Here is a 22,427-nt window from a genome sequence, read left to right on the forward strand (position 1 = left end):
GACACAGCGCTGTGCCGCCGCGCGCCGAGGTCAGTGGGACGGGCAGGTCCGGCCCGTCGATGGAGACCGACACGATGACAACAGAGGTGGGGCCGACAGCAGCGGTCGCTGACCTGCGCGCTCGACAGCAGCTGATTCTCGAGCGCTATCGCGCGGAACTGGCGGCGATAGACAGTGCGCTGGTCGCCGACGAGGTCACCTGGCAGGAATGTTCGATCCAGGCCGAGCGCATCATTGCCGACTGCGCCGATGCGCTCGGCTCCGGTCGGGTCGGCATTGTGGCCCGACATCTGCACGCCATCGCCGATATGGCGCAGCGGCGCGGTGACCGGGGTATTCGGCCGGATGCCTCGGTGCGCGCGGCCCGGGTGCTCTCCGAGCTGGTGCTCACCGAGGTGGCCGAAATCGTTGCCCCGCTACCGGATTCGACGCGGCGCCTGGGGATCGCCGCCATCACGCTGAACCGTGCGATATACGCGCGGCTCGAGGCCGGGGCCAAGGGTTATGACTCGTTCCTGCTCAACCAGGTGCGCATGGTCAACGACGCCGAGCGGCGGATGCTGGCCCGCGATATCCACGACCGGATCGGCAATAGCATCAGTGTGGCGATGCGGCGGCTGGAATTGTGCGCCGCGTCGCAGTCCGCGAGCGATCCGACCATCTCCGATGCCATCGCGGCATTGACCGATACGCTGCAGGAACTTTCGTACATCACCACCGGGCTGCGCACCGACGACGGGAGCGGCAGTCTGCGCGATGCGCTGACCGCATTCGTCGGTGCGATGCGACTGACCGAACCGGCGGTCGGGATCCAGGTCAACGGGGTGGAGTCCTGGGTGGACTCGCTGGTGCTCGACGAAATCTTCCTGATCCTGCGGGAAGGTCTGCGCAATGCCTTCGCGCACGCGGCGGCCGAGCAGGTGGTGGTCACGGTCGATATCGCACCGCACGAGGTCTGGGCGACGGTGGCCGACGACGGTATCGGATTCGACCCGAGGGCGGAGCACCGCACCAACGGGTTGGACTCCATGCGTGAACGCGCCGAACTGCTGTCCGGAGCGGTGACCGTGGTCTCGCGCAAGCGCGGGGGCACCACGGTCGGGGTGTGGATTCCGGTGTTGGCGGCCTGTGCGATCTGATCACTGCCGGCCCATGCGGTTCGGGCCGGTTACAGGCCGCTCAAACCCATTGCGGCATTGGCGGCGAGCTGGGTGGCCATGAAGGCATGGTAGGGGCGGCGGCTGCGTCGGCGGGGATGGTGGTGGCGGGTGGTCAGGGTGAGATATCCGACCGCCACCGCGCCGGGAAGCAGGCAGGCGCAGGTCGGGACGAGCCCGGGAATCTGTTGTGCGGCAAACACTATGCCGACTGCGATGAGGGTCGCGACCGCGGCGACGAAGCGGCGCAGCGGCCACTCGGCCACCAGCGCGATCAGGGTCCGCGGCCGTGCGACGCGGTCACCGTCCACATCGGAGAAGTCCTTGGTCACCGCGCCGATGCAGCCCATCCACAGCGACATCGCGATGGCGAAGGCGACCAGGGTCGGCGTCGGCCGCGCGCCGACCGCCACCACCCCGGCCGCGTAGGTGAGCAGACCACCGGCAACCACGACCGTTGTCGAACCCAGCCAGCCGCGGCGCAGTTGGAACGGTGGCGCCGAGTAGGCGTAGCCAATGGCCAGGAACGCGCATACGAGCAGGGTTGGGATCGGACCCGCCAGCGCGCCGAGTAGCACGGCGCCGACCGCGGCGCCGACCGCGACCGGCAGCGCCTGTGCGGGCATCAGGTCGCCGCGCCCGATCGGGCGGCCGACGCCGTTGATCCGGTCGTTCGCACCGTCGGCAATGCCGTTGGCGAGATAGATGCAGACGGTCGCGAAAAACCAGGACAGCAGTGCGTAGCCATAATTTCGGACGGAGATTTCTCGGTGTCCCATACCGTATTCCGCGGCGATTGCGGATGCGGCCAGGAAACGCAGCAAGAACATCAGCTGAACCATGGGGCGCGCTTCCAGGAAACACATTCGGAGTCGGTGATAGGCGGCCATTGTTTCCGTTACTGCGCGTACTCGGCGTGGCTGTTGCGTTGCGGCGGTGGCCATGGACAAACGCTAACGCGAGCGCCCGAGTGCGGTCCACACTCATCTTGCGATTAATTCGGTGCATCGGTTCCCGGTCGTTCGGGGCGAATTAACGAAGAGTTGGGGGAGCGTTCCAATGTCGCTGAAAGTCGCCGGAAAAGGCCAGGTAATGACGGCGCATACCTCTTTGGATACATGCCATGATGTTCCCAAAGTGTCTCTTGGGGTGGTGGTAACGAACAGATATCGTCGGTTTCGATCCCGCGTCGGAGTGGCCTCGGGATCAAATTCCTGACATTTGGTGATGAATTGAGGGCAGTATGTCCGCAGTGGCCGTGATCGGTGGTGGGATCGCCGGTCTGTCCGCCGCCTACCACCTGCGTGGACGGGCCGAAGTGACCCTGTTCGAAAAGGAAGTGAACGCTGGTGGTCACGCCAACTCTATCGAAGTGAACGATAATGGTCGGATCCTTGGACTGGATACCGCATTTATCGTCTACAACGAGGCGCACTACCAGCGGTTGACGCAATTCTTCGCCGATCTGGGCGTGGCGACGCAATCGCATCCCGGCACCTTCAGCTTCTACCACGCCGATACCGGGCTCGGCTTCGTCTCGGAGGATTTCGTACTCCCCGAAGACGAGATCAGGGCGAAATACGGGCCGGAATTCGTGCCGATGTGGGCCGAGGCGGAGCGGTTCTACCGGGAATCGCCCAAGCATTTCATCCGCAAGCAGGCCGAGATGCCGATGGGTGAATATCTGGACGTCAACGGCTACAGCCAGGACTTCCGCTACGGATTCATTGTGCTGATCGCCACCGCCGCCTGGTCGGTACCGGCCGATCGCATCTGGGAAATGCCCGCGGCAACCATTATCGCGTTCTTTCTCGGGCACGGCCGCGAGGGCCTGGGTGGGCGCACCGCCCCGTGGAATACGGTCACCGGCGGCAGTATCAACTATGTCCGCGCGACGCTGGAGCACCTGGGTGCGGCCGGGCAGGAGATCCGGCTCGGCACCGCCGTCGATCGGGTCGACGAGGACGAAACCGGAGTCACCGTCTACACCCCCGAGGGCCCCCGGCGCTTCGACGAGGTGATCATCGCGGCGCACGCCGATGACGCGCTGGCCATGCTCACCGCGCCCACGGCAGCACAGCGCATGCTGGAAGCTCTGTCCTACAACGACACTCGCGCCACCCTGCACACCGATCCGGTCTGCATGTCCGGCGACCGTTCGATCTGGCGCAGTTGGAACTATGTGCGCTCGGGCGGGCCCGACGATATGCAGTCCTGGGTCGTCTATTACCTCAACGAGCTGCAGTGCTTCACCAGCGAGACCGACTACTTCCTCACGCTGGACTGCGGCGTCGACATCGACCCGGACCGGGTGATCCGCGAGTTGGCCTACCGCCACCCGATTTTCACCTACGAGGCCCGGCAATTGCGTCCGGTGCTGCACACCATCAATGAGGGCAGCTCCCGGGTCAAGTTCGCGGGCTCGTATTTCCACTCGCGCAAGATGGGTATCGATATCGTCGGCAACCACGAATCCGGATTCGATTCCGGCGCCGCCGCGGCCGACGCGGTGGTGCGCAGCCTGTCCGCTGCGCCCGCTCAATGAGTTCTCCCTCATCCGAACAATTCGCTGTTACCGCATCAGGAGTGTGTTTCCCATGACCGAGCAGGCCACCACCGCATCGCTTTCCGTCGAGGAAGTGGAGAACTGGCTGCGGGAGAAGATCGCCTACAAGCTGTCCGTCGAGCCGGAAGAGGTGTCGGTGGACGACTTCTTCGACAGCTTCGGCCTCGATTCCACCGAGGCGCTGGTGCTCGCGGGTGAGTTGGAGTCCTGGCTGGGCTTCGAACTGGAGACCACCGCGCTCTGGTACCACCCGACCATCGCCGAACTGGCCAAGTACATCGTCGCCGAGAAGGACCGGCTCGCGGCCTGAGTGTCGCGAATCGTCCACCGCCGCTTCGTTTTACGCCGTCGAGGAGCAGTGCCCCCCATGCAATCACAGACAACGCTCTCGCCCACGCCGGGTACCCGGCTCGGCGATACGCCCATCGCGATCGTCGGTCTCGGCGCGCTGTTTCCGCGTTCGGCGGATCTGACCGAATACTGGTCGAATATCGTCGCGGCCGCGGACTGCATCGAGGACGTACCCGAAACCCATTGGAAGATCGAGGACTACTACGATCCAGACCCCAGCGCGCCGGATAAGACCTACGCCAAGCGCGGTGGCTTCCTGCCCACCATCGACTTCAATCCGATGGAGTTCGGCCTGCCGCCGAACATCCTCGAGGTCACCGACGTCTTGCAGCTGCTGAGTCTGGTGGTGGCCAAGCAGACCCTCGCGGATGCGGGTGCACCCGATTCGTCCTGGTACGACCCGAGCCGCACCGGCGTCATTCTCGGTATCACCGGCGCCAACTCGCTGACCCAGCCGCTGGCCACGCGCCTGCAGACCCCGGTGCTCAAAGAAGTGGTGCGCAGCTGCGGCCTGAGCGATCAGGACGCTGAGGAGATCGCGGCCAAATTCGTCAAGGCCTTCGCGCCCTGGGAGGAGAACTCCTTCCCGGGCATGCTCGGCAACGTGGTGTCGGGGCGCATCGCCAACCGGTTCGACCTGGGTGGCACCAACTGCACCATCGACGCCGCCTGCGCCAGTTCGCTTGCCGCGGTGCACATGGCGGCCGCCGAACTGGTGTCCGGCCGGGCCGATCTGATGATCAGCGGTGGCTGCGACGCCGAGAACACCATCCTGATGTACCTGTGCTTCAGCAAGACGCCCGCGCTGTCCAAGAGCGGAATGATCCGGCCGTTCGACGAGAATTCCGACGGCACCATGATCGGCGAGGGCATGGGCATGCTGGCGCTCAAGCGCCTGGCCGACGCCGAGCGCGACGGCGACCGCATCTACGCGGTGCTGCGCGGCATCGGCACCTCCAGCGACGGGCGGTTCAAGAGCATCTACGCCCCGCGCAAGGAGGGGCAGCAGCTGGCGCTGCGCCGGGCCTACACCGATGCCGGATTCGGCCCCGAGCAGATCGGACTGCTGGAATGCCACGGCACCGGTACCGCGGTCGGTGACTACACCGAACTGTCCGCGCTGCGTGAGGTTTTCGCCGAGGCGAGCGATGAGAAGCAGTTCTGCGCGGTGGGCAGCGTCAAGTCGCAGATCGGACACACCAAGGCGGCGGCGGGCGCGGCCGGGCTGATCAAGCTGTCGCTGGCGCTGCACCAGAAGGTGCTGCCGCCGACGATCAATGTGGAGCAGCCCAAGGAGTCGGTGGACTTCCCGAACTCGCCGTTCTACGTGAACTCGGCGACCCGGCCGTGGGTGCTGGAGCCGGGCCGGGAGAAGCGGCGGGCCGCCAGTTCCTCCTTCGGCTTCGGCGGCACGAACTTCCACTGCGTGCTGGAGGAATACGATTCCGCCGGCGCCGATGCCCGTGCGCTGCACCGGGACTACCGGGTGCACGCGTGGCACGCCGCGACGCCGGAGGAATTGCTCACCGCGATCGAAGAGCACCCGCGCGGTGTCGAACTGGACGCGGCGATTCCGGAGGCGCACGCCCGCTTGGCCGTGGTCGCACAGACCGATGACGAGCTGACGGCGTTGCGGGACAAGGCCGTCGAACGGCTCCGGGCCGAGCAGTCGGTGGACGCGTTCGAGGTGCCCGGTGGTGCCTACTACCGGCGCTCGGCGGCGGTTGTCGGCAAGATCGGCGCGCTGTTCGCCGGACAGGGCAGTCAGTACGTCGGCATGGGCGCGCAGACCGCCGTCGCGGTGCCGCCGGTCCGTGCCGCCTTCGATGCCGCGAGTAAGCATTCCGATCCCGCCGATCCGCTGAGCCGGGCCATCTTCCCGCCGCCCGCGTTCACCCCGGAGGATGCCGCGGCCCAGGAAGAAGCGTTGCGCCGCACCGATTTCGCGCAGCCCGCCATCGGCGCGCTGGCCGCCGGCCAGTACCGCTTCCTGGACGAACTGGGCTTCGTACCCGACGGCGCGCTCGGCCACAGCTTCGGTGAGCTCACCGCGCTGTGGGCGGCCGGGGCCTTCGATGACGACACGTTCTACCGGTTGGCCCGCGCCCGCGGCACCGCCATGGCGACACTGCCCGAAGGCGCGGCCGATCGCGGCACCATGGCGGCGCTGCGCTGCGGGCCGGACGCCCTGACCGAATTGCTGGCGGCGCACCCGGATGTAGTGGTGTGCAACCTCAATGCGCCGGAGCAGACCGTCGTCGGCGGCGGTACCGAGGCGGTGCGGGAATTCGCCGCGGCCGCACAGGAGCAGGGCCTGCACGCCCAGCTGCTGCCGGTAGCCGCCGCCTTCCACACCTCCTATGTGGCGCATGCGGTGGACGCGTTCCGGGCGGCCGTGGCCGAGGAGACGATCGGCAAGCCCGCCCTCGAGGTATTCGCCGACGCCGCGGGCGCCGAATACGGCGCCGATCTGGCGGCGAACCGAAATGTGCTGGTGGAGCAGCTGTCCCAGCCGGTCGGATTCGCACCGCGGATCCAGCAGATGTACGACGCGGGTTACCGGGTCTTCGTCGAATTCGGCCCCAAGTCGGTGCTCTCCGGCCTGGTGCGCAAGATCCTGGCCGATATGCCGGACGCGGTGATGCTCGCCGCCGACGCGGGCGCCGACGGCGACCGCGCGCTCAAGCAGCTCGCGGCGCGGCTCGCGGTGCTGGGACTGCCGCTGACCGGTCTGAACCGGTACAGCGCCGAGGAATCCGAAGTAGTCGAAAGCAAAGGAATGAGGATCCCCTTGAACGGCATCAACTATGTCTCGGAGGAGCGGCGCAGTTCCTACCGCGACGCTCTCGAGAACGGATATCGCGTACCGCAGCCCGCCAATGGCAATGGCAACGGCAACGGCAACGGCAACGGCAATGGCAACGGCAATGTCGCGCCGGTGCCCGCCGCCGCGCCGCCCGCCCTCGCGGCCACCGGCGGCCAGGGCGATCTGGCCGGTGATCACCTCGCGCTGCACCGGGAGTACCTGAGCAGCCAGCTTCGGGTGGCCGAAAGGCTCAGCGGCATCCTGGAATACGACTCGCGCCAGGGCACCCTGGACGACCGCACGGTTGCCGGGCTGGCCTCGGTCAGCGACCACAGCGTGGCCATCGGCCAGGCGCACAGTCACGCCAGTGAGGTGCTGCTCGGCTTCGCGTACCTGGAGGCGGGTCAGAGCATCGACGCTCCGGCCATCCGCCGCCCGGTCGAGCGGCTGCCCCGGACCGAGCTGGCGGCGCAGGCGGAGCTGATGGCTGCTCCGACCTACGCCCCGGTGTCGGCCCCCGCTCCGGCGCCCGCGCCGGTCGCCCAGCCGGTCGCCGCACCGCAGCCCGTCGCGGAAGCAGTTGTCGCGCAGCCGGATCCGGTCGCGACCGCGCCGGCCGCACCGGTGGTCAGCGCCCCGGCCGAGACCCCGGTCACCGGTGACGCCACCGAGGTGGTGCAGGACGCGCTGCTGTCGATCGTCGCCGAGAAGACCGGCTACCCGGCCGACATGCTGGACGTGTCCATGGATGTCGAGGCCGACCTGGGTATCGACTCGATCAAGCGGGTCGAGATCATGGGCGCACTGCAGGAGCGTTTCCCGGACAGCCCGCAGGCGGGTCCGGAGCAGATGGGCGAATTGCGCACACTGGGCGGGATCATCGCCTTCATCAGCGTCGCGATCGGCGGCTCGGCCGCCGTGGCGGCGGCGGAGGTGGTGCACCCAAAAGCTGATGGCGCGTCCCGCATCTCGCGGATGCAGGCGCGCCTTTCCGAGCTGCCCGCCGTGGCCCCGCTCGTCGGGGCCTTCGCGGCCGAGCCCGTCGCGCTGATCGCCGGTGGCGGCAGCGCACTGGCCGAACCGCTCGCCGCCGCCCTCGCGGCGGCGGGCTGGTCGGTCGTCGCCGGTGCCGACCTCGGCCCGGACGACCGGCTGGACCTGGTCGTATTCCTCGCTCCGGAGGCGCCGACCCGGTGGTCGAGTTCCATTGCGGCGCTGGAAGATGCGCTCGAGCTGGCGCATACGACCCAGCGCACTCTGGAACAGGCGGCGGCGCGGCACCGCGCGGCCTTCCTCACGGTCAGCCGCGTGGACGGCCTGCTCGGTCTGTCCGGCACGGTCGACGCCGCCGGACTGCTCGGCGGACTGCCGGGCCTGGTGAAAACCCTTGCGATCGAGGCGCCCTCGCTGTTCTGCCGCGCACTGGACCTGAGTCCGGAACTGGCGGTGCAGCAGGCGGTGGCCCGGGTGCTCGACGAACTCGCCGATGCCGATACCGGCACCGCCGAGGTCGGCATCGCCGCCGACGGCACCCGTCGCACGCTGCGCGCGTCCACCGATGACGGCACCGATCCGCTGCTGCCGCAGGGTGATTCGGTACCGGAACCGGACGTCGCGGATCTGCTGGTGGTCACCGGTGGCGGCCGCGGTGTCACCGCGGCATGCGTGATCGGACTCGCCGAACAGTACCGTTGCGGGCTGTTGCTGCTCGGGCGCAGCCCGCTCGAGCCCGAACCCGCTTGGGCGACTGAGGTTTCCGAGGCTCAGCTGAAGGGCGCCATTGTCGCCGATCTGCGCGCGGGCGGCGGCAAGCCGACGCCACGCGAGGTCGAACGGATCTTCCGCGGCCTGGTCGCGGGCCGCGAGATCCGGGCCACCCTGGCCGCGATTCGCGCCGCCGGCGCCACCGCGGAATACCTCGCCGTCGACGTCACCGACGCCGCGGCGACCGCGGCGGCACTGGCACCGTACCGGGATCGGATCACCGGTCTGGTGCACGGCGCGGGGGTGCTCGCCGATAAGGCGATCACCGATCAGCGCCGCGCGGATGTCGCGCCGGTGCTGGCGACCAAGCTGACCGGTCTGGCGTCCACGCTGGCGGCCCTGGATACGGAGCGGCTGCGCCATGTGGTGCTGTTCTCCTCGATCGCCGGATTCTTCGGCAATCGCGGTCAGTCCAGCTATGCCAGCGCCAATGAGGCGCTCAACCGGGTGGCCGCCGCCCTGCGGCGGCGGATGCCCGGCAGCCGGGTCACCTCGGTGAACTGGGGTGCCTGGGCGGGCGGCATGGTGACACCGGAGTTGGAGCGGATGTTCACCGAGCGCGGGGTCACGCTGATCCCCTTGCGCACCGGTGTGGAGTTCTTCACCGAACAGTTCCGCACCGCACGGTCCGCGGATGTGGTGTGCGTGGTCGGGCCGAATGCGCCGCTGTCGGCCGCGCCGCCGCGAACGCTGTCGGCCGAGCCGACGGTGGTGCGGCGCGATCTCACCGGTGCCGCACAGGATCCGGTGCTGGCCGACCATGCGGTGGGCGGAGTTCCGGTGCTGCCCGCGACGGCCGCGATCGGCACGATCCTCGGTACCGCGCAGCGGATCACCGGACGGACCGTGCGGCGGTTGACCGGGTTCTCGGTGCTCAAGGGCGTCGTCCTCGACGCTGCCGCGCCGACGGAACTGCGGCTCACCTACACCCCGGGCGCCGTGGCGACCGCGGTACTGGTGACCGACTCCGACGGCCGGCCCCGATTCCGGGCGAGCGTGGTCGACGATGACCCGACGCCCGAGACCCTGACCGGGTTGCCCGATATGGCTGCGGCACAGCCGGTTTCGGTCTACACCGACGGCACGCTGTTCCACGGTCCCGCGCTGCGCGGCATCACCGACGCGGTGCAGGCCGAGGACGGGCGTCTGGTGCTGACCTGCCGCCTGGCCGACCGCCCGCTGCTCGGCGGTGCGTTCGCGGCCGAGGACTACAGCCCGGTGCTCGCCGATCTGCTGTTGCAGGCCGCCCTGGTCCAGGTGCACCGCACCACGGGACAGAACAGCCTGCCGACCGCGGTCGGCGCGATCGAGGTGCACAACGCGGTGCCCAGCGATGTCGAGTTCCACATTGTGGTGGATCCGCTGATCAGCCGCGGGGCCACGGCCACCGGCACGGTCACCGCCGTGAGCGCGACCGGACAGGTGCTGCTGCGCTTCGGTGCGGTGGACCTGGTGATCAGCGAGGCGCTCGGCGCGAAATTCACGACGGACGACACGGATCGGACTGTGTGAGGACATGTCAGACACGGACAACGGCGCGGCGCGTGTGCCGGTAGCGATCGTCGGAATCGGCTGCCTGCTACCCGGTGCGCACACCCCACGGCAATTCTGGGACCGATTGCTCGACGGCGCGGATCTGCGCACCGAGGGCGGCGCGGACGTCTTCGGGATCGACCCGGCCACCATCGGTGGCTGGGGCGATCCGGAGCACGAAATCACCGCCACCCGGGGCGGATTCGTCACCGAACCGGCGATCGACACGACCGGCCTGCGGGTTGCGGCCGAGCGGATCGATGGTTTGGGGCGGGTGGTGCGCTGGCCGTTGTACGTGGTCCGGCAGGCCTTGGCCGATGCCGGAATCGCCGAGGACGACGCGGTGCTCGCCCGCACCGGCCTGGTACTCGGCAACTATTCCTTCCCGACCGAACGCTCCGTCGACCTGTGCGTGCCGCTGACCCGGCGCGCGGTCGCCGAGGGTCTGCGGGCCGCCGGACTGCCACTGCCGGACAACGGAGTCCGTCAGTGGGAGCCGGAGGTTCCGGTCGAATCGCTGTGGCCCTCGGGCCTGCCGACCACCGTGGTCGGCGATGCCTTCGGCCTGGGTGGGCCGCGCCTGGCGCTGGACGCGGCGTGCTCGTCGGCGCTGTACAGCATCGGGCTGGCCCGCGACTATCTCGCCACCGGCGCGGCCGATGTGGTGCTGGCCGGCGCGGTGTGCGCGCCGGATCCGCTGCTCATCCACCTGTGCTTCTCGGATCTGCGTGCCTTCCCCGAGAACGGTGTCAGCCAGCCGTTCCGGGCCGATTCCAGCGGCATCGTCACCGGCCAGGGCGCCGGTGTGGTGGTGCTCAAGCGTCTGGCCGATGCCCAGCGTGACGGCGACACCATCTACGCGGTGGTCGAGTCCATCGGTCTCGGTAACGACGGTTCCGGCGCGCACCTGCTGGCTCCGAATATCAACGGCCAGTTGGCCGCCTACCGCCGGGCCTACGACGGCGGCGTCGATCCGGCGGCCGTCGACTACATCGAATGTCATGCCACCGGAACCCCCGTCGGTGATCCGATCGAACTGCGCGGACTTGCCGAATTCTTCGGTGCGAATGTGCCTTTGCTCGGCTCTGTGAAGGGCAATGTCGGCCATCTGCTCACGGTCGCGGGCTTCACCAGCCTCATCAAGGCGATGCTGGCCATGCGCCACGGGGTCATCCCCGCAACGCCCGGTGTCGGCGACGCGATCCGCCCGACCGGCGCCCAGAGCGTCGCCGACCGCATTGTCACCATCAATCAGCCTTGGCCACAGCGTGATTCGGCGCAGCGCCGCGCTGGTGTCTCGGCCTTCGGCTTCGGCGGCACCAATGCCCACCTCGTCCTGGCCTCGCCGCCCGAGTCGAACCTCGGTGCGCCGGTTCCGATCCACGCGCCGGCTGCCAGCAGTGTCGAGTTGCCTCGAATGTCGGTGTCCGGAATGGGAATTCGGATCGGTAACGTGGCCGGGACGGACGCCCTGCGGCGGACCGTCCGGTCCGGGCAACCCGCGCTGGTGCAGCGGCCCGAAGGTCGTTGGTACGGCACGGAACAGGTGGGGATCGCCGAACTCGCCGACGAGCGGCCCGCGGGCTATGTCGACAGCGTCGAGGTGGATATCCGCGCCTACCGACTGCCGCCCGCCGAACTCGCGCAGATGAATCCGCAACATCTGCTGTTCTTCCAAGCCGCCGAGGAGGCCCTGGCCGAGGCCGGGCTGACCGGCAGCGGGCGGGAGCAGGCCGGGCGCCGGGTGGCGGTGGTGGTGGCCATGGAGATGGAGCCGCGTTCGCATGCCCATCGCGCTCGCTTCGATATCGGAGCCCAGGTGCGGGCCGAATGCGCCAGGGCCGGTATCGAACTCGGGCCGCAGGAGTTGGAAAGGCTGGAGGCCGCGGTCCGAACCGGTGTGCACGATCGGATCGGCGCCAATGAGGTGCTCAGCTATATCGGCAACATCATGGCCAGCCGGATCGCCTCCGCACACAACCTGACCGGCCCCGTCTTCACCATCTCGGCCGACGCCACCGGTGGCGCCCGAGCCCTCGAGGTGGCCGGACTGCTGCTGCTCGACCCGAGCGTCGAAGCGGTCCTCGTCGGTGGCGTGGAACTCGCGGCCGGAGTGGAGAATACGCTGGTCCGCAGCGTCCTCGCCGATGGCGACCGCCCGGATCTCGGTGACGGTGCCGCCGCCCTGGTGCTGCGCCGCTGCGATGGCGCCGATCCGGTCACCATCGACCACATCACCACGCACCGCGGCGATCGGAACGGACTGCGCGAAGCGCTCGAAAAGAGCTATGCGGCAACCGGTGTCACGCCGGATGAGGTCGGCTACCTGGAACTCGCCGGCTCGGTATCCGGCCACCACCTGACGGCGCTGTCCGAAATCTTCCCGGCACGAGAAGATGACATCGCCAGCTGTGCCCTCGGCAATCACGTCGCCCTGACCGGCGACGCACAGCAGGCCGGAGTGCTGGCGGGCGTCGTGAGCGCCGCCCTCGCCCTGCGTCACCGCGAACTGCCACCGGCCCCCGGGGCGCTGCGCCGGATCGCCGATGACGTGGCGGAACTCGATGACTCCGCCCTGCACCTGCTCGACGCTCCGGCGACCTGGCTCGCCACGGCACGCGACCGCCGCCGGGTGGCCGCGGTGCACGCGATGAGCGGCGCGAGCACCGCCCATGTCCTCCTCTCCGCGGCTCCCATCGCCGTGCCGCATTCCGAGGAACGAACCTCGGGTGACTCGGTTTCGGCTGTCAACGGATCTGGGGAACGTGTGCCGGTCGCCGACTGGGTGGGCGGCGGTGGACCGCTGCTGATCCCGCTGCACGGCGATACCGGTGCCGCGCTGGCCACTCGGGCCGAAGCATGCCTCGATGCGCTGGATGCGGGTCTGGATCCGGTCGAGCTGGCGCGCGAATATGTGGCCGCGCCGCGGTCCGGGACCTACACCGCGGTCGTGGTTGCCGCCGATGGCGTCAAGCTGCGCAAGGAACTGGCGGCCGCCGCGCGATATCTGCCGGAAACCATTGCGGCGGGAGGGGAATGGGCCACCCCCGCGGGAAGCTTCTGCACCGCGCGGCCGGTCGGACCGGACGCCCGTATCGCCTTCGTCTACCCGGGCGCGTTCACCGCCTACCCGGGAGCGGGACGCGAATTGTTCTCGCTGTTCCCATCGCTGCTCGCGGCCTTCGAGCGGGAGTCGCAGCAGCCGTGGGCCGAGTACAAGCATTCGGCGCTGTATCCGAGTGCGCCGCGCGGGATCGACCGGACCGCGCTGATGCGGCACGAGGGCGAGCTCATCGAGTCGATACCCACCATGTTGGCCATCGGCACCAATGCCGCGGTGCTGTCGACGCGGCTGCTGCGGGATTCGCTCGGCATCCGGGCCGACGGTGGCTTCGGCTACAGCCTGGGGGAGAGCAGCATGCTCTTCGCGATGGACGTCTGGGACGCGGCGGTGCGCGATGACGCCGCGCTGCGGAACTCGCCGCTGTTCGTCGACCAGTTGCGCGGCCCGAAACGGCTGATCCGCAAGCAGTGGGGGCTGCCGGATACGCTGGCCGACCGCGAGGTCTGGACCACCCAGGTGCTGCTGGCCCCGGCCGATGCAGTGCGCGTGGCCATAGCCGACTTGGACCGGGTGTACCTGACCCATGTCAATACCCCGGGTGAGGTCGTGGTCGCGGGCAGTCCGGCCGCGGTGCGGGAACTCATCACCCGGCTCGGCTGCAAATCCGCCAAGGCGCCTGCGAACCACGTTATGCACTGTGCCGCAGTCGAATCCGAACGCGCCGCCTTCGCCGGACTCAATAGCCACCCGCTCGGTCATCCGGCTGCGGGCCTGGAGCTGCTGTCCAGCTACGACTACGACCAGGTCGATCCGTCCGACCGCGCGGTCATCGCCGACCGGATCGCCGAAACCCTCTGCAGCACAGTCGACTTCGCCAGACTGGTGAACAACGCCTACGACCGCGGCTTCCGGGTGTTCGTCGAGGTCGGCCCCGGCGCCACCTGCACCCGCTGGATCGGTGAAACACTCACCGGCCGCGACCATATCGCCGTCGCCGCCGACCGGCGCGGCATCCCGAGCGGCATCGCGTTGGGACAGGCGCTGGCCCGGCTGGTCAGCCATGGCGTCGCCGTGCGCCTCGACCTGCTGTTCCCGGCCCCCGAAGCCGTCGCCGCCCAGCCGAGGTACCGCATCGCGGTGACCTGCGGAGGGGAATCGGTGGTCGACCGGGTCGCCGCGCGCACCGCCCCGATCCTGGCGGCGGCGAAGACGGCGCCGGCGCACAAGACGGTGGATCCGGTCACCGTCATCACCGCGGTCCCCATCGTGGATCCGGATCTGATCATCATCGAGGGAGAGCCGTTCGTGTACCTGCCCCGTCGCGCTGCCGCCGAACAGCCCGCACCGCAACCAGTTCCGGTCGGCGCCACGGCCGCCGCGCCGATCGCCCGCGTCGCCGATCCGCTCGACACCGCCCGCGCCCTGGTGCTGCGACCGATGAGTCATAGCGTCTCGCAGGCGCACCGGTCCTTCCTGCGCGTCCACGGCGCCCTGGTCCAGCGCAGCCTGGACGACCTCGAGGCGGGACGTGGCTTCCCGCCTCCACCGAGCGAATTCCCCACCGCCGCAGCGGAACCGGAGCGCCCGGTGATCTGGGATGAGGCGGCGCTGCTGGAATTCGCGAACGGCAAGGTGGCCAATGTCTTCGGCCCGGAGTTCGCCGAGATCGATACCTACCCGGTGCGGGTGCGACTGCCCGAGCCGCCCTACCACTTCGTCACCCGGGTCACCGAATTGCGGGCCACCACCGGCGAATACGTGCCGTCGGCGATAACCACCGAATACGACGTGCCGAAGGGTGCTTGGTACTCGGTGGACGGGCTGGTGCCCTGCGCGGTCACCATCGAGGCCGGACAGTGTGACCTGCTGCTGGTCAGCTACCTCGGCATCGACTTCCGCAATAGGGGCGAGAAGGTCTACCGCTTGCTCGACAGCGAACTGGTCTTCCACGGCGGCCTCCCCCGCGAGGGCCAGACCCTGCGCTACGAGATCAAGATCGACCGCTTCGTCTGGAACGGCGACAGCCTGCTGTTCTTCTTCAACTACCGGTGCTTCGCCGATGGTGTGCTCATCCTGGAGCTGCTGGATGCCTGCGCGGGCTTCTTCTCCGCCGCCGAACTCGAGGATTCCCTCGGCGTGGTCTTCAATGCCGCCGATCGCAAGCGCCGCGAGTCGATGACCAAGACCTGGTTCAAGCCGCTCGCACGCACCGACCGGACCGCGCTGACCGCGGCGGATCTCGAACTGCTCGCCGCCGGGCGGCCGGCCGAGGTCTTCGGTCCGGCCTGGGACCAGACCGCCGACGGCTCGAATCGCTCACTGCGGCTGCCGGATCGGATGTTGCGGATGATCGACGAGATCACCGCGATCGACCGGCTCGGCGGCCCGCGCGCCCTGGGTGAGTTGACCGCGGTCAAATACCTGGACCCCGAGGGCTGGTATTTCAAGTGCCACTTCACCGGTGACCCGGTGCTGGCCGGATCCCTGGTCGCCGAGGGCGGCGTGCAGTTGCTGCAGACCTATGCGCTCTACCTCGGGCTGCACCTGGTCCTGCCCGATGCCGAATTCCAGTCGGTGCCCGGGCTGAAGACCCAGGTGAAGGTGCGCGGCCAGATCACCCCGAAGCAGTCCAGCATCCGCTACCACGTGGAGATCACCGAGATCACCATGCTGCCGCGTCCGACGATCATCGCCGACATCATCGTCTACGACGGCGATAAGGCGATGATCAGCATGCGCAACTTCGGCGTTCAGGTCCGGGAGAAGCCCGGCACCCCGTACCGGCCCGAAACCGGCGGCATACCAGCGTTTCTCGGCCGCCGCAATGCCGCCGGCGAACCGGCCTTCATCAACGAACTGCATCTGGCGCACGCCGCGAAGGGCGATCTGGCCACCGCCATGGGCACGGAGTTCGAGATCTACGCCGACCGCAAGGCGCCCTATATCCCCAACGGCGACTTCCGATTCGTCGACCGCATCATGAAGTTCGGCGGTGTGCGCGGTGAACTCAAGGCCGGGGCCACCATGGAGACCGAATACGACTGCCCGCCGGAGGCCTGGTACTTCCACGAGAACGCCTTCCCCGGCCTGCCGAACTGCGTCTACATGGAGTCCTCGCTGCAGGCCGCCATCCTGCTCGGCTACTACCTCGGCGCCAGCCTGGCCACGCCCGAGCAGGAACTCAATATCCGCAACCTGGACGGTAAGGCCACCGTCGTCAAGCAGATCGACCTGCGCGGCAAGACCATTCGCCAGCACACGACGATGCTGTTCAACCAGATCATGCCGGGTACCTCGCTGCAGAAATTCCGCTACGAGCTCTTCGCCGACGGCGAGCTGTTCTACCACGGCGAGTCCATGTTCGGTTACCACACCGCCGAGGCCCTGAGTAATCAGATCGGCCTGGACAATGCCAAATACGTGGCGCCCTGGCTCGATCAGCAGGGCGAACTCGCGCCGGGCCGAGTGCGCACGCTGACGGTGCGCACCGAGGACAGCTGGTTCACCCGCCCCGGCCTGCGGCTGGCGGATGGACATCTTCGGCTGATCGACGAGATCGACGTCGTCGACGACGGTGGCACGCATGGGCAGGGCTATCTGCGCGGCCTGCGCCGAATCGACCACGACGACTGGTATTTCGAATGCCACTTCTATCGCGATCCGGTGATGCCCGGCTCGCTCGGCGTCGAGGCACTCATCCAGGCACTGCAGGTCTACGCGATCGAGATCGGTGCGGGCGACGGGTTCACCGACCCGGTGTTCGCGATGCCGCTGGATGTCGAAATGGTCTGGAAATACCGGGGACAGATTCTGCGCACCGAGGGCCCGATGACCTTCGACCTGCACGTCAAGGAGGTGCGGCGCACCGACGATCGGGTGCTGGTGATCGCCGACGCCAATGTGTGGAAGCCGGGGATGCGCATCTACGAACTCGCCAACGTCGCCGTAGAGGTTCACGAACGCAGAGAGGACGAACGATGAGCATAACTGTCGGAACCGAGCGGGATACAACGGATTACGCCGTCGATCCCATTGTCCACCACAGCCAGGACGGCTTCTACGAGACGCTGACCGCCCTGCACCAGCCGGTCTACGTGGTGCGCACCGCCCACGGCACCGGTCTGAGCACCACCCGTCCCGATGACGACGCCTCGGTCGTCGCCGCGATCGGCCCGCTGCCCGCCGAGCAGCTCGGCTCCGCCGGCTTCCGCGCCTGCCACGGCGTCCGCTACGCCTACATGGGTGGCGCGATGGCGGGTGGTATCGCCTCGGAGGACTACGTGATCGCGCTGGCCCGGTCCGGTTGCCTCGGCTCGTTCGGCGCCGCCGGATTGCTCCCCGAGCGCGTGGAGGCCGCGCTGCAGCGATTCGCGGCCGAGATTCCGGGACTGCCTTACGCCGCCAACCTGATTCACAGCCCGAGTGAGGAGGAGCTGGAGCGCGCCGCGGTCGAGCTGTTCCTGAAGTACGGGGTGCGCTGCGTCGAGGCGTCGGCGTTCATGGACGTCACCGCGCATATCGTCCGCTACCGGGTGGCCGGACTGGCCCGCACCGGCGACGGGCGGGTGCTCATCGCGAACCGGGTGATCGCCAAGGTATCCCGGGCCGAGGTCGCGGAGAAGTTCATGCGTCCCGCGCCCGCCGCGATCGTCTCCGATCTGCTCGGTCGCGGGCTGATCACCGCCGAACAGGCCGAGCTGGCCAAATTCGTGCCGCTGGCCGATGACATCACCGCCGAGGCCGATTCCGGCGGCCACACCGACCGCCGCCCGCTGACCACCCTGTTCCCGTCCATCCTGCGCCGCCGCGACCAGGTGCAGCAGGATCTGGGCTATCCGGTGGCGGTCCGGGTGGGCGCGGCCGGTGGCATCGGCACCCCGGTGGCCGCCGCGGCGGCCTTCGCGATGGGCGCCGACTATGTGGTCACCGGATCGGTCAACCAATCCTGCTTGGAGGCGGGCACTTCCGACGAAGTCCGGCACCTGCTGGCGGGGGCCGGCGTCGCGGATGTGGATATGGCGCCCGCGGCGGATATGTTCGAAATGGGCGTCGAGCTGCAGGTGCTGAAGAACGGCAGCATGTTCGCGATGCGGGCGAAGCGGCTCTACGAGCTCTACCGCACCTACGACGGTCTGGACGTGCTGCCGATCGCCGAGCGCGCCCGGCTGGAACAGCAGATCCTGCGCCGCTCGGTGGAAGATGTCTGGCAGGACGTCGTCGCCTACTTCACCCGTCGCGATCCGGACCAGCTGACCCGGGCCGCCGACGACCCGAAGCGCAAGATGGCCCTGGTCTTCCGCTGGTACCTGGGCATGGCCTCGCGCTGGGCCGTGGTCGGTGAGGCCGATCGCGGCTTGGACTACCAGATCTGGTGCGGTCCGGCCATGGGCAGCTTCAACGAATGGGTGCGCGGCTCCTACCTGGCCGCCACCGAGAACCGCCGGGTCGCCGATGTGGCGCTGAATCTGCTGCACGGTGCGGCCTTCACCACCCGCATCCAGCAGTTGGCCGTGAACGGCGTCCGGGTGCCGCGCGGCTGCGCCGACTACCGTCCGGCGCCGCTGGCCGACGACTCCGGGGGCGCGCGGTGACCACCGTCGAAAGCCGCGCCGCCGCCACCGATCTCGGACCGTATCCGGCGGCGGCGGCCCTGGAGGCGGCGCTGGGAGATCCACGGGCACAGAATAATTTGTTCGGTTTCACGGCGATGCTGGCACGCGCCGAACGGGATGCCTTTCCCGATGCGCTCGCCGATATCGCCGGACCGCCGCTGCGGAAGTCCTATATCCCGGCCGAGTACGGCGGCGGTCTGATCACCTACGACCAGACCCTGATGCTGGTGCGGGTGGCCGCGCGGCGTGATCTGACCATCATGCCCGCCACGATGATCGACATCACCGCGACACTGTGTGTGCTGCTCGCCGGTTCGCCCGAGCAGCGCGATCAGGTGGTGCGGCTGTTGGATTCGGGCCAGTCCATCGGATTCGCCTTCTCCGAACCCGAGCACGGCAGCGATCTGCTCGCCAATACCTGTGCGCTGACCCCCGATCCGGTGACCGGCGGTTGGCTGCTCGACGGCGAGAAGTGGCTGACCGGATTCGGCAAGCGGGCCGCTGCCATGCTGGTGATCGCGCACACCGGCGGACGCGGTCCGGCCGCGTACTCGATGGCGCTGGTCCACGATCCCCTGCGGCAGAGCTCGGCCCGCTACCGACTGCAGCGACCGGCGGGTATGCGCGGCACCGACTTCGCGCATTTCCACTTCACCGAACTGCCGGTGGCCGACGACGCGATCGTCGGGCGGATCGGGCGGGGGATGGAGACCGCGATGCGCGCCATGCAGGTGGTCCGGGCCACCAGCGTGGGCGCCAATCTCGCCGCGGTCGATTCGGCGCTGCGGCTCACCCTCGAATTTGCCGGGCGCCACGTGGTCGCGGGCCGCCCGGTCCGCGAGCATGCGCTCAACCGACGCGAATTGGGCACGGCCGCGGCGGCATTGCTGGCCAGCGATGCGGCCGCACTGGCCTGTGCGCGTGCGATGCACACCTTCCCCGCGGCGCAGAGCCTGTGGTCCGGCCTGCTCAAAGCGGTGCTCACCGAGCTGTCCACCGAGGCGTTCACGCGCTGTGCGGATGTGCTCGGTACCCGCGGCGTACTGCGTGAGGGGCCCGAAGGCGCCTTCGACGTACTGCGCGCCGATAACGCGGTGGTTCGCTACTTCGACACCAGCCCCACCGCCAATCTCCGGTTGGTCGCCATGCAGTTGGGCCGGTTCGTCGAAGCCGGTTTCACCGCTGCGCAGGACGGCGCGCTCGAATTGCTCTCGGACACTTTCGATCTCGACGCCACCCTGCCTCCGCTGGATTTCGCCAACCTGACGTTGTCGGCACGCGGGCTCGAGGTCGTCACCGGCGGATTCCCGGTGGCCGCGGCGGGTATGCGCGCCGTGCTCGGTGCGGCCCGTCCGTGCACCGGCCGGGCCCTGGATCTGGTCGACCGGCTGGAGCAGGCGCTGGCGGCGGCGCGTGCCGACATCACCGGTCTGACCGAGCTGTCCACCTCCGAACGCGCCACCGCGACAGTGGATCTCGCCCTGCGCATCGCCTACCTGCACACCGCCGCGGCGTGTGTCCAGCTGTGGTGGTTCAACCGGGCGCGGTCGCTCTACGGCACCACCCCGGGATCGGTCGACTGGCTGCTCCCGGCACTGGCGCTACTGCTCGACCGGGCCGACTGTCGTACCGCCCGATTGTCGATGGCGCTGGCGGACAACGCATTCGACGTGATCGCCCGGCTGCACCGGGACCGTCGGCTGTTCACCGCGCGGCCGCTCCCGCTCGCCACCGAGGAAGGAACCGAACCGTCATGACCGTGCAGTACGTGACAGAGCTGGCCGAGGAGCTGGAACGCTATCTGGGCGATCCGCACGATCCGGCGAATCAGATGTCGTTCCAGCGCATTCTGCGCTGTGACGAGCTCGAGGAATTCCCACACGACCTGCTCGGCCTGCTGCAGCGCTGGGCATTGCACGAATACTGCCTGCCCGCCAAGTGGGGTGGCCGCGCCGGTGATGTCGAGACCGGATTTTCGCTGCTGCGCCTGGTCGCCCGCCGCGACCCCACCACCGCCGCCGCCTTGATGCTCACCGACCTGGCATTCATGCCCACCTGGATCGCGGGCACCGATGAGCAGCGGACCCGGCTGGTATCGCAGATCAACAATGGCGCCAAGCTGGCGTGGGGGCTGTCCGAGCGCGCGCACGGCAGCGATGTGCTCTCGAATGAGATGCGCGCCGAGAAGGTGGACGGCGGCTATCTGCTGACGGGGGAGAAGTACCTCATCGGCAATGCCACGCTGGCCGATATGGTGACCGTGCACGCCCGCACCGGCGAACGCGGCGGACCGGGCGACTGGTCCATCTTCCTGGTCGAAAAGCGGCTGGGCCCCGCGGGTGCGGTGCGGGAGTTGCCCAATGAGCGGCTGCACGGCCTGCGCGCGCTCGATCTCAGCGGCATCCAGCTGGAGAAGTTCTTCGTTCCCGACAGCCACCGCATCGGCGCCGAGGGCCAGGGCCTGGAGATGGTGCTCAAGAGCGCCCAGGTGGCGCGCACCACGATCAGCGGGCTGGCGCTCGGTGCGGTCGATACCGCGTTGCGGGTCACCTGCGACTTCATCGTGACGCGGGAAATCTTCGGGCAGCACGTCGTCGACTTCCCCTATACCCGCCGCCAGATCGCCGAGAGCTTCGCCGATCTGCTGCTGTCCGAGGCGGTGGCCACCGGCGCCGTGCGCGGACTGCAGGCCGCGCCCGAGCAGATCGCGGTCGATTCCGCGATCGTCAAATATTTCGTGCCGACATCGCTCGAGCGCACCATGACCCAGCTGTCAGAGGTGCTGGGCGCCCGGCTGTACCTGCGCGACCACCCGCACTACGCGATCTTCCAGAAGATGCTGCGCGATATCGTGGTGTCGGTATTCGCCGACGGCAATACCGTGGTGAATCTGAAATCCGTTGGTGCGCAGCTCGAGCAGATCTTGAGCGCGGCCAATTCCGCGACCGCCGAACAGCGCTCCGCCGCGGCGGAGAAGGTCGCGCGCAGCTACGATCTCGACGCCAAGCTCGACGAGTGGCAGCCCGCCCAGCAGCAGCTGTTCAGCCGGGCCGGTGATGCCGCCATACTTGCGCTGCCGCAGGCGATCACGGATCTGCGCGCACTGGCCGCAACCCGCGAAGGCGAGCAGCGCGGCTGGTTCGAACAATCGGCCGATCTCGCCGAACGCCTACTCGGTGAACTGGACCGGATCCTGCTCGAACAGCAGCGGGCCAAACAGACCCTCGGCCGCGGCTACGGCGCCTCGGCCGAAATCTATCGGCTCGCCGAACAATATTGCGCACTGCACGCGGCCGCCGCACTGATCCATCTGGTCGTGCGTTCGGAAGCGGTACTGGCGCCGCCGTTCCCGGACGGCGCGGTGCTGCTGCTGTGCCTGGAGCGCATCTGGCGCGGGTTCCACCCGGCGGACCCGGTCACCGACGCGGTCGTCGTGGACCGCGTGATGACGGTGCTGCTGGACCTGCACCGTGAACGGAAACTCTTCTCGCACTGGCAGTTCCAATTGCAAGCCAGCGGCGAGACCACAGCCTGACCAATCTCGGACGTAACACCCTGGAAGGACACATTGTGT

The 22,427-nt window shown here is 68.5% G+C and carries 9 protein-coding genes; 8 read left to right on the top strand and 1 reads right to left on the bottom strand.

The genetic code is table 11. The annotated features are described in order from the left end of the window. The first annotated feature begins 74 nt into the window (after nt 1–74). Entirely contained in the window at nt 75–1,139 is a 1,065-nt protein-coding gene (locus ACQP0C_RS18645) for a sensor histidine kinase (protein ID WP_433734153.1), read from the top strand. A 29-nt stretch (nt 1,140–1,168) separates the two neighbouring features. Here the strand turns inward: ACQP0C_RS18645 and ACQP0C_RS18650 are convergent, their stop codons facing one another. Further along, on the bottom strand, nt 1,169–1,987 hold the full coding sequence (locus tag ACQP0C_RS18650; RefSeq protein ID WP_433734154.1) for a UbiA family prenyltransferase: 819 nt from the start codon (nt 1,985–1,987) through the stop codon (nt 1,169–1,171). Between the two features lie 413 nt (nt 1,988–2,400). Here ACQP0C_RS18650 and ACQP0C_RS18655 point away from each other — a divergent pair, with 413 nt between their 5' ends. From ACQP0C_RS18655 to ACQP0C_RS18685, 7 genes are read left to right on the top strand one after another with little or no spacing between them, the layout of a single operon-like run. Then, nucleotides 2,401–3,702 carry an NAD(P)/FAD-dependent oxidoreductase gene (locus ACQP0C_RS18655; protein ID WP_433734155.1) on the top strand — a complete coding sequence of 434 codons (1,302 nt, stop codon included), beginning with the start codon at nt 2,401–2,403 and terminating at the stop codon, nt 3,700–3,702. A 52-nt stretch (nt 3,703–3,754) separates the two neighbouring features. Continuing rightward, the gene (locus ACQP0C_RS18660) at nt 3,755–4,033 is read left to right on the top strand and encodes an acyl carrier protein (protein ID WP_433684879.1); all 279 of its coding nucleotides are present in this window, start codon (nt 3,755–3,757) and stop codon (nt 4,031–4,033) included. A gap of 57 nt (nt 4,034–4,090) precedes the next feature. Continuing rightward, a complete protein-coding gene (locus ACQP0C_RS18665) occupies nt 4,091–10,156 on the top strand; it encodes an SDR family NAD(P)-dependent oxidoreductase (protein WP_433734156.1) in 6,066 nt (2,021 codons plus the stop codon). 4 nt (nt 10,157–10,160) lie between these two features. Beyond that, complete coding sequence (locus tag ACQP0C_RS18670) at nt 10,161–17,222, top strand: beta-ketoacyl synthase N-terminal-like domain-containing protein (RefSeq protein ID WP_433734157.1); 7,062 nt, start codon at nt 10,161–10,163, stop codon at nt 17,220–17,222. Continuing rightward, on the top strand, nt 17,219–18,832 hold the full coding sequence (locus ACQP0C_RS18675) for a PfaD family polyunsaturated fatty acid/polyketide biosynthesis protein (protein WP_433734158.1): 1,614 nt from the start codon (nt 17,219–17,221) through the stop codon (nt 18,830–18,832). The genes ACQP0C_RS18670 and ACQP0C_RS18675 overlap by 4 nt, the downstream gene beginning before the upstream one ends. Then, nucleotides 18,829–20,610 (top strand): acyl-CoA dehydrogenase, encoded by a 1,782-nt coding sequence (locus ACQP0C_RS18680; protein ID WP_433734159.1) that lies wholly within the window; start codon nt 18,829–18,831, stop codon nt 20,608–20,610. The genes ACQP0C_RS18675 and ACQP0C_RS18680 overlap by 4 nt, the downstream gene beginning before the upstream one ends. Then, on the top strand, nt 20,607–22,388 hold the full coding sequence (locus tag ACQP0C_RS18685) for an acyl-CoA dehydrogenase family protein (RefSeq protein WP_433734160.1): 1,782 nt from the start codon (nt 20,607–20,609) through the stop codon (nt 22,386–22,388). The genes ACQP0C_RS18680 and ACQP0C_RS18685 overlap by 4 nt, the downstream gene beginning before the upstream one ends. Nucleotides 22,389–22,427: the final 39 nt, after the last annotated feature.

This window comes from Nocardia sp. CA-129566, assembly GCF_050956075.1.
Classification (GTDB): domain Bacteria; phylum Actinomycetota; class Actinomycetes; order Mycobacteriales; family Mycobacteriaceae; genus Nocardia.

What these genes read in the sequence shown, in the direction of transcription:
- ACQP0C_RS18645 (WP_433734153.1), top strand. Translation starts at nt 75, where the DNA reads ATGACAACAGAGGTGGGGCCGACAGCAGCGGTCGCTGACCTGCGCGCT.
- ACQP0C_RS18650 (WP_433734154.1), bottom strand. Translation starts at nt 1,987, where the DNA reads ATGTTCTTGCTGCGTTTCCTGGCCGCATCCGCAATCGCCGCGGAATAC.
- ACQP0C_RS18655 (WP_433734155.1), top strand. Translation starts at nt 2,401, where the DNA reads ATGTCCGCAGTGGCCGTGATCGGTGGTGGGATCGCCGGTCTGTCCGCC.
- ACQP0C_RS18660 (WP_433684879.1), top strand. Translation starts at nt 3,755, where the DNA reads ATGACCGAGCAGGCCACCACCGCATCGCTTTCCGTCGAGGAAGTGGAG.
- ACQP0C_RS18665 (WP_433734156.1), top strand. Translation starts at nt 4,091, where the DNA reads ATGCAATCACAGACAACGCTCTCGCCCACGCCGGGTACCCGGCTCGGC.
- ACQP0C_RS18670 (WP_433734157.1), top strand. Translation starts at nt 10,161, where the DNA reads ATGTCAGACACGGACAACGGCGCGGCGCGTGTGCCGGTAGCGATCGTC.
- ACQP0C_RS18675 (WP_433734158.1), top strand. Translation starts at nt 17,219, where the DNA reads ATGAGCATAACTGTCGGAACCGAGCGGGATACAACGGATTACGCCGTC.
- ACQP0C_RS18685 (WP_433734160.1), top strand. Translation starts at nt 20,607, where the DNA reads ATGACCGTGCAGTACGTGACAGAGCTGGCCGAGGAGCTGGAACGCTAT.